19 protein-coding genes and 1 pseudogene are annotated in these 13978 nt (G+C 29.4%); 16 read left to right on the forward strand and 4 right to left on the reverse strand.

Annotated features, from left to right (window positions below):
* Positions 1–8: 8 nt before the first annotated feature.
* The 3 genes and pseudogenes from tnpA to Q326_RS0113720 all read right to left on the reverse strand — a co-directional run.
* A pseudogene (gene tnpA / locus Q326_RS17450) lies at positions 9–299 on the reverse strand (IS200/IS605 family transposase); the annotation flags it as partial.
* A 40-nt stretch (positions 300–339) separates the two neighbouring features.
* On the reverse strand, positions 340–924 hold the full coding sequence (locus tag Q326_RS0113715; protein WP_026895904.1) for an LOG family protein: 585 nt from the start codon (positions 922–924) through the stop codon (positions 340–342).
* Between the two features lie 58 nt (positions 925–982).
* The gene (locus Q326_RS0113720; RefSeq protein ID WP_026895905.1) at positions 983–1438 is read right to left on the reverse strand and encodes a DMT family transporter; all 456 of its coding nucleotides are present in this window, start codon (positions 1436–1438) and stop codon (positions 983–985) included.
* Between the two features lie 113 nt (positions 1439–1551).
* On the opposite strand from Q326_RS0113720, the gene Q326_RS0113725 reads away from it, so the two are divergent.
* The 16 genes from Q326_RS0113725 to Q326_RS0113805 all read left to right on the forward strand — a co-directional run bounded on the left by Q326_RS0113725 (position 1552) and on the right by Q326_RS0113805 (position 13531).
* On the forward strand, positions 1552–2439 hold the full coding sequence (locus tag Q326_RS0113725; RefSeq protein ID WP_026895906.1) for a LysR family transcriptional regulator: 888 nt from the start codon (positions 1552–1554) through the stop codon (positions 2437–2439).
* A 386-nt stretch (positions 2440–2825) separates the two neighbouring features.
* A complete protein-coding gene (locus tag Q326_RS0113730; RefSeq protein WP_026895907.1) occupies positions 2826–3644 on the forward strand; it encodes a helix-turn-helix domain-containing protein in 819 nt (272 codons plus the stop codon).
* A gap of 77 nt (positions 3645–3721) precedes the next feature.
* A complete protein-coding gene (locus Q326_RS0113735; RefSeq protein ID WP_026895908.1) occupies positions 3722–4093 on the forward strand; it encodes a VOC family protein in 372 nt (123 codons plus the stop codon).
* A 39-nt stretch (positions 4094–4132) separates the two neighbouring features.
* Positions 4133–5056, forward strand: a complete 924-nt coding sequence (locus tag Q326_RS0113740) for a prenyltransferase/squalene oxidase repeat-containing protein (protein ID WP_051531503.1) — start codon at positions 4133–4135, stop codon at positions 5054–5056.
* Positions 5057–5452: 396 nt separating this feature from the next.
* Positions 5453–5575, forward strand: coding sequence for a hypothetical protein (locus Q326_RS19110; protein ID WP_284071445.1), 123 nt, complete (start codon positions 5453–5455; stop codon positions 5573–5575).
* A 53-nt stretch (positions 5576–5628) separates the two neighbouring features.
* On the forward strand, positions 5629–6462 hold the full coding sequence (locus Q326_RS0113750; protein ID WP_026895910.1) for a class I SAM-dependent methyltransferase: 834 nt from the start codon (positions 5629–5631) through the stop codon (positions 6460–6462).
* A 9-nt stretch (positions 6463–6471) separates the two neighbouring features.
* Positions 6472–6837, forward strand: a complete 366-nt coding sequence (locus Q326_RS0113755; RefSeq protein WP_026895911.1) for a hypothetical protein — start codon at positions 6472–6474, stop codon at positions 6835–6837.
* Between the two features lie 222 nt (positions 6838–7059).
* Positions 7060–7566, forward strand: coding sequence for a DUF1543 domain-containing protein (locus tag Q326_RS0113760; RefSeq protein WP_026895912.1), 507 nt, complete (start codon positions 7060–7062; stop codon positions 7564–7566).
* A 325-nt stretch (positions 7567–7891) separates the two neighbouring features.
* Complete coding sequence (locus tag Q326_RS18900; protein ID WP_026895913.1) at positions 7892–8152, forward strand: hypothetical protein; 261 nt, start codon at positions 7892–7894, stop codon at positions 8150–8152.
* Between the two features lie 475 nt (positions 8153–8627).
* Positions 8628–9362: an AraC family transcriptional regulator gene (locus tag Q326_RS0113775; RefSeq protein WP_026895914.1), complete on the forward strand. Its 735-nt coding sequence runs from the start codon at positions 8628–8630 to the stop codon at positions 9360–9362.
* Positions 9363–9454: 92 nt separating this feature from the next.
* Positions 9455–10363, forward strand: a complete 909-nt coding sequence (locus Q326_RS17455) for a DMT family transporter (RefSeq protein ID WP_084489664.1) — start codon at positions 9455–9457, stop codon at positions 10361–10363.
* A gap of 252 nt (positions 10364–10615) precedes the next feature.
* Positions 10616–11086: a peptide-methionine (S)-S-oxide reductase gene (locus Q326_RS0113785; protein WP_026895915.1), complete on the forward strand. Its 471-nt coding sequence runs from the start codon at positions 10616–10618 to the stop codon at positions 11084–11086.
* A gap of 109 nt (positions 11087–11195) precedes the next feature.
* Positions 11196–11705 carry a hypothetical protein gene (locus Q326_RS0113790; RefSeq protein ID WP_026895916.1) on the forward strand — a complete coding sequence of 170 codons (510 nt, stop codon included), beginning with the start codon at positions 11196–11198 and terminating at the stop codon, positions 11703–11705.
* Between the two features lie 86 nt (positions 11706–11791).
* Positions 11792–12115 (forward strand): PadR family transcriptional regulator, encoded by a 324-nt coding sequence (locus Q326_RS0113795; RefSeq protein WP_026895917.1) that lies wholly within the window; start codon positions 11792–11794, stop codon positions 12113–12115.
* Between the two features lie 2 nt (positions 12116–12117).
* Positions 12118–12801 (forward strand): VanZ family protein, encoded by a 684-nt coding sequence (locus Q326_RS0113800; protein WP_026895918.1) that lies wholly within the window; start codon positions 12118–12120, stop codon positions 12799–12801.
* Between the two features lie 136 nt (positions 12802–12937).
* Positions 12938–13531, forward strand: coding sequence for a hypothetical protein (locus Q326_RS0113805; protein ID WP_026895919.1), 594 nt, complete (start codon positions 12938–12940; stop codon positions 13529–13531).
* Between the two features lie 243 nt (positions 13532–13774).
* On the opposite strand, the gene Q326_RS18575 is transcribed toward Q326_RS0113805, so the two are convergent.
* On the reverse strand, positions 13775–13978 hold a 204-nt coding region (locus tag Q326_RS18575; protein ID WP_245592115.1), incomplete at its 5' end, for a ribbon-helix-helix domain-containing protein.

The following is a 13978-nucleotide window of genomic DNA, read 5'->3' on the forward strand; positions in this document are numbered from 1 at the left end:
AATTGATATTATGCTAACTTTTGATTTTGTATATATCTTTGTATTGTTTCAGTCGATACTGTTCCAGCAGTTCCTACATAATATCCCCTACTCCATAGACCACTACCCCAAAACTTAGACTTCTTTAGATTGGGAAAGCCTTTAAATATTTCATTTGCAGAAATACTTTTGAGCTTTCTTACTATATCTACTGGTGCAACAGTTGGTGGAGCAGATATAAAAAGATGTACATGGTCAGGCATTATCTCTTGTTCTATGAGTTCATAACCATAAGAATAACATATAACTTTGAAACATTTAGATAATTCATTATAAGTCGTTTATAAGAAAAAAGTAAAGTTATTTATAGGGTAATTCACGCCATTTATTTTCCATTAGAGGTGGAGTATAGTTTTTCATTTTTTCTATTAATAGTGAAGGGTTGTCAGAAATTGAGATGAGTTTAATATTTGATTCACTCATAAAACCTTCAGTACAGGTATTTTGTATCATATGTAAAAGAGGGTCAAAGAAATTTGATACATTTAATAGGCCAATAGGTTTTTTATGAATACCAAGTTGAGCCCAACTAAGGACTTCAAATAGTTCTTCATAAGTGCCTAGTCCACCAGGAAGTGATATGAATCCATTAGAAAGTTCAGTCATAGTTTGCTTTCTTTCATGCATGTTTTTAACTTCAATAAGTTTAGTTAAATTTTTGTGAACCATTTCACCTGAGAAAAGGCCTTTAGGCATAACTCCAATAACTTTTCCATTATTTTTTAAAACTTCATTTGCTACTTGTCCCATAAGACCTATTCTTGAACCACCATATACTAATTCAATCTTGTTTTTTGCTAATATGTTACCAAGTAGTTTAGCATTTTCTTTATATTCTGGACGGAAACCTAGATTAGAGCCAGAATAAATACAGATTCTTTTCATTAATATTACCTCCCGTAAAGATGTTTTATTGATTTAAGATTTAAATAGAAATTTCTAATTAATGAGTTTGAATAATATAAACACCTAAGACTAATAAAATAATTCCTAGAACTCTTAAAGGACTTAGTGAATGGACTTGGTTGCCTAATAACCCAAAATGGTCAAATATAACAGCAAGAATTATTTGACCACATATAATAAGACTAAACATGTTGGCAAATCCAATTTTAGGAGAAGTAAATATGGTTGTAAATATATAAAATGCTCCCAATAGTCCTCCTGTAAACATCCACCAACTTGTATTTTTGATATGATTAGCAGTTGGTAATGCGCTAGAGCCATTTAATACAGCAGATAAGAATACTATTGCAAGTCCCAGAGTCCCTACGCTAAAGCTAATAAGGGATGAAAGTATAGGATTACCCATTTTGAAACGAAGTTGTCCGTTTATACCAACCTGTAAAGTCAAGGCAAATCCAGATACTAACGATAATAAATAATATGTAAATACCACTCTATGACCTCCAATCCTTGTAGCTGTTGATTAACTTTCATAAAACAATTATAATTAGCATAGTGGTATAAGTAAAATTAATATTTAATATGGGAGGTATATTAAATTTTTATATGTATATTAATCTTGAACTTTATAGAATTTTTTATATTACTGCCAAATTAGGTAGTATATCTAAAGCTGCAAAAGAACTTTTTACATCACAGCCAGCCGTTAGCCAATCTATAAAATTATTAGAAGGAAAATTAGGAGGACAATTATTTCATAGAACTCCAAGAGGAGTTGTTCTTACTTTAGAAGGTGAGGTATTATTCAAATATATAGAACAGGGTTATGGTCTTATGCAGACAGCGGAAAGAAAATTTTTAGAACTAAAAAATCTTAATTTGGGTCAGATAAGAATAGGTGTCTGCAGTGCAGTATGCAAATATCATTTAATGAAATATATAGAAATATATAATTTGAATTATCCAAATATAGAAATTTATATTCAGGATAAATCAAGTTATGAAATAGTAAAAGGATTAGAGTCAGGTGAGATAGATGTAGGAATTTTAAATATGCATATAGAAACTAACAATTCTCTTAATGTAATTAAAAGATTTAAAATACAAGATTGCTTTGTTGTGGGAGATAAATACAAGGGAATTTGTGAAAAACAGATATCGTTGAGGAATTTAGTAGATACATATCCTATTATTCTACTAGAGAAAGGTGGAAATACAAGAGATTATATAGATAAGTATTTTGGTTCGCATGGGTTAGAAGTAGTGCCACAAATAGAGTTGAGTAACATGGAGCTAATGATAGAATTTGCTAAAAGAGGATTGGGAGTTTCCTGTGTTATAAAAGATTATATTCAAAAGGAATTAGAGCAGAAACAGTTATATGAAATTTTTATCAAAGAAAAAATACCTGAAAGAATTATAGGAATAGCAATTAAGAAAGATATTCCTATGTCTACAGCAGCACAGAAATTCATTGAACTTATTGAAGATTAGATTGTTTATTCGAACTTAGCTCTAGGAGGGAGATAAGTTTTGTGATAATTAGAGGACAATTTATTAAAGAAAGAGTAAAGGTAATTATTGTTGGAGAACACTTAGGTTATTAGAGTGATAATAATAATAAAGAATTAATACATTTAGTTAACAACGGTGAACCGTACCATAAGTAACGGCGGTTTCATATCAAATTTAGTCATACCAATGGGTTTAGAAGAAATAGCAGATGATTAATAGTCTATTTGATTTAGAATTAAACATTTTAAAAAGAATTTAATATCATATGAAATTGATAAGAAATAAATAAAAAAATGAAGTGAATATGTGTATAAAACTTCATGAACATACTTTAAAATTATTTTTAGATAAGGTTGGATATAACTATGACAAAACAATATCTAAATAACTTTATACCCACTCAGGGAGAAAAATTATGGCCAAATATAGAACAGCAAAGTACAATATATAGAGAATATTGTCCCATTAGCGAGCTTCAATCCTATATAGCCTGTTATTGGACTTCTAAAACAATTAATACTACAAATGAAGTTATTACAAGCAGAGTTATACCTGATGGATGCATGGATATTGTGTTTGATATAGGAGAAATAAATAAAGGCAAATGTGGATCAGTATGCGGACTAATGACTAAGTTTTCGGAAGAAGAAGTTAAGGGCATAAGTGAGTTTCTAGGAGTCCGTTTCTGGCCAGGAGGGATCATTCCATTTCTTAAAATTTTAGCGAATGATTTTACAGATAAGTTGGTTTCGTTAGATGATGTTTTAGGAAGATTTGCTTTTGAGATAAGTGAAAGATTATATTATGCAGAAACATTAAGTGAGAGATTAATGATTATTGAAGGAGAATTAGTAAGATTACTATTAAAAGCTGGTGCATCAAATGAATTGATGATAAGTGCATTATATGAAATATATAAATATAAAGGAATAATATCTATTAAAAACTTATCACAACAAATGAACATAAGTCAAAGACAACTATCTAGAAAGTTTCACAACTGGATAGGTACAAGTCCAAAGACATTTATTAATATCATACGTTTTCAAAATATCATTAAGCAACTAAATGAAGCTACAAATATAAACTTTCAAGATGTGGCACTTGAAAATGGATATTATGACCAAGCTCATTTTATTAAGGATTTTAAGTCTTTTTATGGAAAAACTCCTGGAAGATTATAATACCAATGTCCACTTTTTACAATACAAAAATTGCAATTAGTGCTAAAATGAAAAAAAGGTATTGAGGAGGACTAATAATGAATTTAACGAATAGCTGTATTATAACGAATGATGTGAAGAGACTAAGTGAATTTTATGAAAAGGTTCTACAAATTGATGCGGAGTTTTATGGGGAAGATTATGCTGTATTTAAAGTTGGAGATAATAGCTTATCAATTTTTGATTTGAAAGCCCATGAAATCATAGCTCCAGGTTCAGCTCAAGCTGAATTAAATAAAAGTATAATTTTAGAATTCAATGTTGAAAATGTTGATGAAGAATATGAACGACTAAAGAAAATGAATATTGATTGGGTGAAAGCACCAACAACACAATCATGGGGAAGCCGTTCTTTTTATTTACGTGATATTGATGGAAATATGATTAGTTTTTATACACATATAATGTAGAAGTACTTGAAATAAAGTTTATTAAAGGGAGTGTGATTATTGAATAAAATAGGAGCTAATGTTTTTCAAAATACAGCACAGTCCATTAAAAGGTACGCTAGACCATTAGAAAGTGCCATATTTCAGCACTATTTCTTTGATGGAACAGAAAATGAAATAGTAAATGAATTAAAAAAATATCAAAATGAAGATGGTGGTTTTGGCCATGGAATAGAGTCAGATTTTAGGTTGCCCCACTCTTCTCCAATGGCTACCTCTATAGGAATAAGACTTTTATCTGAAATTGACCGTCTAGAAGACGCCAAAGAAATGATAGCAGCAGCTATAGGATATTTGGAGACAAGCTTTAATAGTGATAGAAACGGATGGCTTGCTGTTCCGAAGGAAGTAAATGATTTTCCACATGCTCCTTGGTGGCATTATAATGAAGATGACGAGATGACAATAATAGATAAAAACTGGGGAAATCCTTCTGCTGAAGTTTTAGCATACTTATATAGATATAAAGATTATGTTAAAAGACTTGATATAGAAAAACTGATAGAATATGCAATCAGCTACATAGAAAGTAAGGAAGAATTCAACTCAGAGTATGAAATTTTTTGTTATATAAAATTATATGAAGTTCTACCTGAGAATTTGCAAATGAGATTAGAAGAAGTAATGTCACTAGCAATAGAACAAGTAATAGTATATGATACAAAACAATGGCATGAATACGTACCAACACCAGTAGATTTTGTAAGTAGTATAAACAGTAATAGATTTGAAGTTTCTGAATCAAAATTAAATGAAAATTTAGATTTTTTAATTAATCAATTACAGTCTAATGGTAAGATTAATCCGCCATGGGGAGAAAGCTATTATGAAGGAGATTTAAAAGAGGCATATAATGAATGGATTGGAGTATTGAGCTTAAAAACATTAATTACATTAGATAGATTTAACAGAATTGAAAAATAGATTTTGTAGTAGATGATGTGATTTTATTGCTTTATGTACTTGAGTCAAAGAATTATTCACATGATTATCCAATTAATATAATATGTATATATAATAATATGATTATGAAAGGTGGAATGCTATCCGGCAACACTTGATGTTAAGCAGTCAAATAACATAAGTGAAGCACGGAGATGAAGGATAAAATCTTAAATTGAGTTTAATAGGAGCACAATACTGTTGTTTGCTAACAGTTATTTGTTGTACCTAAATTTCAATTTGGATTTTAATCTTTTATCTCTCGGCATAGCTTGACCCTGTTTTTAGGAGCCGTAGAGTGAATTCTATGGCTCTTTTTTATTTCAATTTTCACATAATCATATTGTTATATAAAAATAAAGAAGGAGGAAGAAGATAATGTCTAGACCATATGTAACTATATCTATTAATAATCAAATTCATGAGGAAAGAATTATATTGAACAAAGAGAAACTACATGAAATAGTAAGAAGTGTAATTATAGACTTAAAATTAATTTAAATATAAGAACATTAAATAAAAAATATTATTCAATGAAAGGTGAGTGAGGGATTATGTTAAAGGAATTATTCAAATATCTAGAAAAACCAAAACTATATGCACAGAATACATGTAAATTTTGGGATGATGAACATATTTCTAAGGGGTTGCTGAAAGCTCATTTAGATCCACAATTAGAAGCATCTAGTAGATGTCATAATTTTATAGACAAATCAGTAGAGTGGATTACTGAAATAGCACCATCATCAAACTATAAGAAACTCTTAGATTTAGGTTGTGGTCCTGGTTTGTATGCTGAACGACTATTTAAAAAAGGATATAAAATTACGGGCATTGATTATTCAAAGAGGTCAATTAATTATGCTATGGATAAAGCGTGTGAAAGAAACCAAGATATAAACTACATTTATAAAAATTATCTTGAAATTAATTATAATAATGAATTTGATCTTGTGACATTAATATATTGTGACTTTGTAGTATTATCAGATGAGCATAGAGAGATTTTATTGAAAAAAGTCTACGATTCGATGAAGATAGGAGGGAGATTTATATTTGATGTTTTTACTTTAAAGCAATTTGAAGATAAAAAAGAAAGTAATACATGGTGTTTAAGTGAGGGGAGTGGTTTTTGGAAGTCTGAAAGACATATATGTTTTGAATCGCATTTTATTTATGAAAGAGATGTGAGATTAGACCAATTCACAATAATTGACAAAGACGGAAAAGTGGATATAATTAGAAATTGGTTTAAAGTATATACGGAAGACACGATTATTAAAGAAATTAAAAAAGCAGGCTTTAATAAGATTGAGATATATTCAGATGTGACAGGCAAACCATATTTTGAAGAATCTAAAGCGATGTGTATTGTAGTTGAAAAATAGAATAGATATATGAAAAAACAATTAAATAGGGTTTTACTAGGTAATATAGGTAAACTATTTGCTATTTATTATAGTAATTTTCTTAATGAACCGATAGATACTAAAGAGAAAGAAGAAGCATGGAGTAAATTAGTTAGACTATTGGATTCATTAGAAGAAATGTATTATACTGAAGAAGTAAGAGAAATAATTAATAAAAGATATAGTAAATTAGATATTCGAAAAAGTAAAGAAAAGGATAAAATTTTACAGCAGTTCATGTTGAAAAATTTTACTCCAATTTTTCAGGATATAGAAAAACATCTGTGTATATTAAGTAGCAGGTTCAAGAAGTTTGATGCCATTTTAAATTCTGAAGGCGATATTGACAAGTAAATATACTTTTCTGAATATCTAAAGAGCAGTATTCAAATGTTCTTTAGATATTTATATAATGAAAAAAGAATTAATTAGACAAAGTGTATAGATGATACTAGTATGAATGGTTGTACACGAAAAGTAAAATAGAGTTAACTTTATCTGAAAGAAAATCTTGTGATGAAGTCCAATGGGAAATGTTGAAAATAAATTAAATGATATAAAAAAGGAGTGTATACAATGAATTTATACATGATAAGTTTGGGTGGGAAAGTCAGTGGTGCAAATATTGAAGTTCATGATGTGCAGTTTGCAGTTGCAGATCATATAGACAACACCATTGATTTAGTCAAAGCAAGCTGGTATGGCATGGAAGAAAAACTTCATATGGACAGTTATACGAAAATAAAAGGAGCAGATGGTTATGAGATAAAGCTATCAAAAGAAAAATCTAGTGAGAATAGAAAGCTGTTCTTTGTCTATCTGGGTGGCTATGACAAGGATACGACTCAAGAATTGCACCGAGTGGCGTTTTTTGTAGCTGAAACAGCTCAAGAAGCAAAGCATAAAGCTTTAAAAGAAATTGAGATGTTTGAAGAAGAATGGCATATTGATCAAGTTGTTGACGTTGAAGCATGCCTTTTACACAGAGAGGGAGAAAAGTATTACATTACACTTGATGAAAGCAAAGTAGATTTTGACTTAAATCCAGATTGGCTTGGTTACAGAAGGTTGGATCGAGAATAGGACTTGATACATATTTAGATATTACACTAATTATAAAATTATGTATAAAACTTATGGATTCCATGTATATAGCCAAAATAAAATGATAGTTATTATCAACATCTTCCACTTCTAGTGGTAATCTTTTTCATGTTCTTTATTTGATTTATAATCTATTCATTTTAAAACATTGGAATTACTTTGGCTTGTAATAATTATAATATGTGTTTTAAAAAATAGTTAGGATGTACTAATAAATATAAATTTCAGCATTAGTGAAAGTTGTATAAATTTTCTGTATAATATAAGATAATATATAATGCATAATTATAGAAGAAAGTAAAGGATGGATTACTTATATAATCTAATAGCAGATTGTATCGAAGTAAGGTTGTATCTGTTGTCAGTTAACTGCACTACTTTTCTTATAGATAATAGAATGGAAAGGAAAGCAGTTATGAACTATAATAAATTAAAAGAGTTATGGAAAAAGGAAGAAGAGCAACTACCTTGGGATTATAAAAGTATGTTGAAAAAGTATTTAAAAACAGATTATCAGTTGCTTGATATGGGGACAGGATGTAGGAGGAATTGTATATTATGCTAAAGTTATTAAATGGAATTTCCTGGTTTTTCAGTGATTAGTTCTTTTAATGAATTATGCAAAATGAATGAAGAATTAAAGAAGAAACCTTATATAGAAAGCAGTGAACATAGATTTATTATTACAACTAAAAATGTAAAAGAGTAATTTAACAAGGATTATATACAATTGTGTATTAAAGTCAGTTTACATCTTTTATATATTATGTCGTAAGAGCCTGTGTATAAAAACAGGCTCTTTTCATACTGATAAGTTCAATAAAATATTCTAATAAATACTATTACATATGAATAAATTCGTGTAAAAGAGTGTAACGGTTGTTGATAATTTACAAGGGGCAATTTAATTTAATCTTTTTAAATTCGTTTATTATATAGTTACAGTGAACCGTATTACAAGTAACTGCGGTTTCTTCTAATGGAGTAGATTAAAATAAAATGTTGAATTAGGGTTAAAAAATAAGAGAGGGATAAAAACTATGGAATCAAATAATCTATTATGTGAAATGAGGACATATACAGAAAAGGCTTATACACATAAGCATACACATAGTCAATTAATACTTCCGCTGCAGGGTGATCTCTATATAAAGACAGGTAAGTATGAACTAAGCTTAGATGAAAAACATTTGTTTTTTCTACCACCTAAATGTAATCACTCATACTACTCAGATAGTACAAATAAGTTTTTAGTACTTGATATTCCAAAGGACATTAATCCAGTTTTATTAGAAAATAACTTTAAATATGAAATGCATCAGGTTCTTGATGATAGGTGGAAAGCAATTAGATATCTTTTACATGAAGAAGCACGGAGTCCAAAGAAAAGAAGGCTATATGATTTAGTAAATTATGCTTGTAGTTTTCTACTGGAGGAAGCAAGACCAAATTCGATACAGTATATTCATGATAATTTTCACAAGCAAGTATCAATCAATAAGTTGGCAGCAATTGAGAATTTTAATGTATCTTATTATATCGAATGGTTTAATAAAAAAACTGGTATGACACCTAATGCATACATTCAAAAATTGCGATTAGAAAAAGCAAAGGAATATTTAATAGATACAGAATTAAGTTTGCTGATGATTTCACAACTTGTTGGATATAAACAACAATCATCCCTTACCAGATTATTTACCAAGCTTCAAGGATTGTCTCCAAGTGTGTATCGTAAAATGTACCGAAAAATGGATAAAAACTCCCCAATTTAAGTAAAGAACTTTGTGCTTACATATTTTATAATGATTGTATGGACTTAGTTTCTAAAATCCGCAGTCTATATAAATAATTTGGAGGATGAAGCATGAAACGATCAAATATGAAAGCACAGGTATTTATATTAATAGGGGCGATACTATGGGGGACTACAGGTTCTGTACAGGCTTTTGCTCCCCAAAACGCTACACCAATTGTAATTGGTGCATTGCGTATGGCAATAGGGGGGACGACTTTGCTTTTAGTGGCAAAAATAAGGGGTGCATTTAAAACAAAATTAAAATTAGATAAAAAATTATTATTAGTAGCATCTATATGTATGGCAGTTTATCAACCTTTTTTCTTTTCAGGAGTGTTTAAAACAGGCATTGCACTTGGTACAGTTTTAGCATTAGGAAGTGCACCTGTTTTTTCAGGTGTTATTGAATATTTTTTAGGAGGAAAGCTTAGTAGAAGGTGGGTTATAGGTACTATAGTATCCATTATTGGATGCACTTTACTTTTCGGTGGACAAGATTCTATGAATATGAATGTATTTGGTTTAATCTTATCTTTGGGAGCAGGATTATCATATGCAGTATATGTAAAGGTATCACAAAAGTTATTTCATGATTCGCGTAGAGATGCAGTTAATGGATTGGTATTTTTTATAAGTGCAGTTATATTATCTCCTATTTTATTTATGAATGACTTAAGCTGGGTAATATCAGCACGTGGGATTATAGCAACGCTACATTTAGGAATAGTTGCAACTGCTTTAGCATATACTCTATTTGCATATGGACTTGTTAATATTTCAACACCTACCGCTGTTACTTTAACATTAGCAGAGCCACTTACTGCAGCTGCGCTTGGAGTAGTTGTGTTTAGTGAAAATCTGACAGGTGTTTCTATGATTGGTGTTTTGCTTTTATTTTGCGGATTAATAGTAAATTCTTATCCAGAAAAAGAAAAGGGCAAAAGAGAAAATAAGAATATTGTGAATCTAAAATTTTAGGACTAAATTGAAAATGCTAGAAAGCCTTCATATAAACTTTAGCTTGATTTTGGTGATGAGATTAGGATAAAGAAATCATATTAAAAACAGTGTTAAAATCCAAATCTTTTTATTTGTTTTATTTAAAAAATCGCCAATAACTTGATCACAATGAACCATATCACGAATAACTGCAGTTTTTCTTCTTTATTTTTCTTTAAAATTAAGGTATTATTAGTTTAGCTGTAGTTTGACCAAAGAGGAGGATACAATATGGGAACAGTATATTTTGCCGGTGGATGTCTATGGGGAGTACAAGCTTTCATAAAAACTTTACCTGGTGTTAAGTTTACAGAAGCGGGAAGAGCCAATGGAACAAATAATACACTTAAGGGTGACTATGATGGCTATGCTGAATGTGTAAAAACAGAATTTGATCCAAGGGTTGTAACTATTGAGCAATTAATGGAATATTTCTTTGAAATAATTGATCCATATAGTTTGAATAGACAAGGACAGGATGTTGGTGAGAAATACAGAACAGGAGTGTATAGTGAAGATGCTAAACATTTGGAAGAGGCGAAGACATTTATTAATAAGAGAAATGATAGTGACCGTATAGTTGTTGAGGTATTACCTCTTACAAATTACGTGAGAAGTGCAGAGGAACATCAAGATAGGTTGGCTAGATGCCCAAATGATTATTGTCATATTCCAAAAGAAATATTAAATAAATATAAGTAAGAGATACTATTAATAGATGATATAATATTAGCGAGCGAATGAAGTTTAGCTAAGGATTGGCTAAGACCTGAGGTAGCAGTTCACAAAAATAGGGTTAAGGGTGGTGTATATGAAAAGACGGTTAGCTTATATGTCTTTATTTATAATTATTATTTTTTCTTTGACAGGATGTTTCTCAAAGTCTATTAATAAAGAAATATCAAATTCTTTAGGAATAAAAATACCTAAAAATTTGCAAATAGAATATGAAGATAGCCATGGAGGATTTCATGGAGATGGTGCAACATTAGCAAAGGTTGAATTTGACAGTAATGATGCTGAGAATATTTTGGCACAGATTAAAGATAATGATAACTGGGAAGGATTACCATTATCAAAAAATATTGAAATTAGAATGTATGGTAGAAAAAAGGATTCTGTTGTTTATAACTCTGATTTAGCTGAAAGATTAGATATGCCTAAAGTAGACAATGGATATTGGATGTTTATTGATAGGTTTGATGGAGAAAATAGAATTAATGATGACAGACTTTTGTTTGATAGATATGCTGCAAACTATACTATAGGAATTTATGATGCTGAAAGTAATACTTTATATTATTGTAAATATGATAGTTAAAGTATATTTTTATGCGTCAATACATTGCATTACGAGGTACATTGTGTTAATATATAGCCATAATATAAAGATAGGTGGTTTATAGGATGGATAAAGAGATAAAAAAGGGCACTATAGATATTTTGATTTTATCTTTAATATCAAAAAAGGATATGTATGGATATGCTATAGCTAAAACTGTAAAGGAAAAGAGCGATAATCTATATGAAATGGGAGAAGGAACTCTATATTCAGCGTTGAAAAGATTGGAGAATAAAAAATTTCTTAGTTCATATTGGGGAGATTCACAAGGAGGAGGGAGAAGAAAATATTATAGGATTACAGAGAGAGGAACAAAAGAATTAGAAAGAAGAATAGTTGAATGGGGACAGGTGAACCAATTGATAAGGGTATGTTATGAGGGGGTATAAATATGGAACAATTCATGAAATATATAAATCAAATTGTTAATGAATTAGATTGTACAGAGATAGAAAAGGCAGAATTAAAGGTGGAATTTTTAGACCACTTAAATTTATTGAAAGAAGAATATATAAGCAAAGGAAGAACTGAACAGGAATCCATTGAATTGGCTATAACAGATTTTGGGAAAGAGAAGATTATCGGAGATGAGTTAAATAAATCAGTAAGCATAGCAAATAGAGTATTTAAAAAAATAGCTAAAATAATTTGGTGCACATATATTTTAATTGTCGTATGGAGGTTGCTTATAAATTCTAGAAGGCTAGTTTTAGATAGAGGCCACGAGTCCTTTAATATTGTACCATTTAAGCAGATTGGGGAATATATCCTCAGATATAACCGCTATAATTTTGATATTTGGTTTTTAAATCTATTTGGAAATATGATTATTTTTATGCCTTTTGGATTTTTGTTACCATTAATTCATAATAAGGGTAAAGATATAAAAGAGAATATACTATTTACTCTTATATTTAGTTTCTGTATAGAAGGCATTCAATACATACTAGGCATTGGAGTTTTTGACATAGATGATATTATTTTAAATCTAATTGGTAGCATAATAGGATTTGGAATATATAAACTATTTTTAAAAATATTAAAAATAAATGACAAAGAGTATTTAATAGAATAATAATTTGTTTTTATATAAGCATATAATCAATTTTACAATTACTTTACAACTTGAATATAGATTATATATATATTAGCTATATACTTTAATTGTAGGTTTGGAATAAATTAAAGTACAATTAGAGGAGGAATAAATTATGAAATCCAAAAAAATGATTTTAGGTGCTTTTTTAGTTGGGATAGTATTGAGTTTTGGAGTTTTTAATGTCTATGCACAAAATCCAAAAGAAACAGCTATAATAGAAAAAGATATTGCTGAAGCAGATATTGAAAAAGATAAGGTTAAGGAAATAGCAAGTGATGCATTTAAGAAATATCTTAATGTAGAAATAAGTGCTGAAGATATGGATGTGCAAGTAATTAGATATAATGATGAACAGGCTTATGGTGTATTTCATACAGATGGACAAAGAAACAGTGCTGCTTTGATAACTACTGACTATGAAGTAATGGATTTAGAATCTAATACTGGTATGCCAAAAAGTGAAGATTATCAAAATTATACTTATGATGAAGCTAAAGAAGTAGCAATAAATTTTGTAAAAGAAAGCAAACTATTGGGAGAAGATTATACCTTTTTAGGAGATAGAGATGAAATGATGAAAGAGATAAACGGACAAAAAGAGGCAGGCAGCTATTATTTTTCTTTCCAATATGATGGAAATAAAAGGAGTACAATTATAGTGGATAAACAAAATGAAAGAATAGAGAGATTTTTACTTGAAGATTAGTTCTAGTTTTTTATGGAATACGTACCAATAATATTGTTACATATAAGTAGTTCAAGGGGATTAATAGTTGTTTTTACAACTATTAATCCCCTTGTTATTTTTATTTATAGAAAAAGCTCGAAAATCCCCCTTGCTTGTCTTGGGGGATGAAAGGGCTTTAATTTAAGGTGGTTCGATGCCACCTTAAAGATATTACGGCGATATTTAGGGCAGAAAATAATGTGATAATTGATATTATACTTACTATGACTTGTTGTTTTGTTCTTCGTATTTTTCAATGACATGTTTCATACCTTCTTCAATTAAGTCGTTAGCATTAGTTTTTAGTTTGATAGCCAATATTTTAATTTCAGTATACAAATCTTCATCCAATGTAGTATTAATGTTTTTTCTTGGCATTTTAGCACCTCCAATATAAATATATTTTACCACATAGTTGACTATGTA

It is taken from the genome of Clostridiisalibacter paucivorans DSM 22131 (genome assembly GCF_000620125.1).
Lineage (GTDB): Bacteria > Bacillota > Clostridia > Tissierellales > Clostridiisalibacteraceae > Clostridiisalibacter > Clostridiisalibacter paucivorans.

Excerpts from the sequence above, each read along its gene's own strand:
- Q326_RS0113715 (WP_026895904.1), bottom strand. The coding sequence starts at position 924 with ATGAAAAGAATCTGTATTTATTCTGGCTCTAATCTAGGTTTCCGTCCA.
- Q326_RS0113725 (WP_026895906.1), top strand. The coding sequence starts at position 1,552 with ATGTATATTAATCTTGAACTTTATAGAATTTTTTATATTACTGCCAAA.
- Q326_RS0113730 (WP_026895907.1), top strand. The coding sequence starts at position 2,826 with ATGACAAAACAATATCTAAATAACTTTATACCCACTCAGGGAGAAAAA.
- Q326_RS0113735 (WP_026895908.1), top strand. The coding sequence starts at position 3,722 with ATGAATTTAACGAATAGCTGTATTATAACGAATGATGTGAAGAGACTA.
- Q326_RS19110 (WP_284071445.1), top strand. The coding sequence starts at position 5,453 with ATGTCTAGACCATATGTAACTATATCTATTAATAATCAAATTCATGAG.
- Q326_RS0113750 (WP_026895910.1), top strand. The coding sequence starts at position 5,629 with ATGTTAAAGGAATTATTCAAATATCTAGAAAAACCAAAACTATATGCA.
- Q326_RS0113755 (WP_026895911.1), top strand. The coding sequence starts at position 6,472 with ATGAAAAAACAATTAAATAGGGTTTTACTAGGTAATATAGGTAAACTA.
- Q326_RS0113760 (WP_026895912.1), top strand. The coding sequence starts at position 7,060 with ATGAATTTATACATGATAAGTTTGGGTGGGAAAGTCAGTGGTGCAAAT.
- Q326_RS18900 (WP_026895913.1), top strand. The coding sequence starts at position 7,892 with ATGGATTACTTATATAATCTAATAGCAGATTGTATCGAAGTAAGGTTG.
- Q326_RS0113775 (WP_026895914.1), top strand. The coding sequence starts at position 8,628 with ATGGAATCAAATAATCTATTATGTGAAATGAGGACATATACAGAAAAG.
- Q326_RS17455 (WP_084489664.1), top strand. The coding sequence starts at position 9,455 with ATGAAACGATCAAATATGAAAGCACAGGTATTTATATTAATAGGGGCG.
- Q326_RS0113785 (WP_026895915.1), top strand. The coding sequence starts at position 10,616 with ATGGGAACAGTATATTTTGCCGGTGGATGTCTATGGGGAGTACAAGCT.
- Q326_RS0113790 (WP_026895916.1), top strand. The coding sequence starts at position 11,196 with ATGAAAAGACGGTTAGCTTATATGTCTTTATTTATAATTATTATTTTT.
- Q326_RS0113795 (WP_026895917.1), top strand. The coding sequence starts at position 11,792 with ATGGATAAAGAGATAAAAAAGGGCACTATAGATATTTTGATTTTATCT.
- Q326_RS0113800 (WP_026895918.1), top strand. The coding sequence starts at position 12,118 with ATGGAACAATTCATGAAATATATAAATCAAATTGTTAATGAATTAGAT.
- Q326_RS0113805 (WP_026895919.1), top strand. The coding sequence starts at position 12,938 with ATGAAATCCAAAAAAATGATTTTAGGTGCTTTTTTAGTTGGGATAGTA.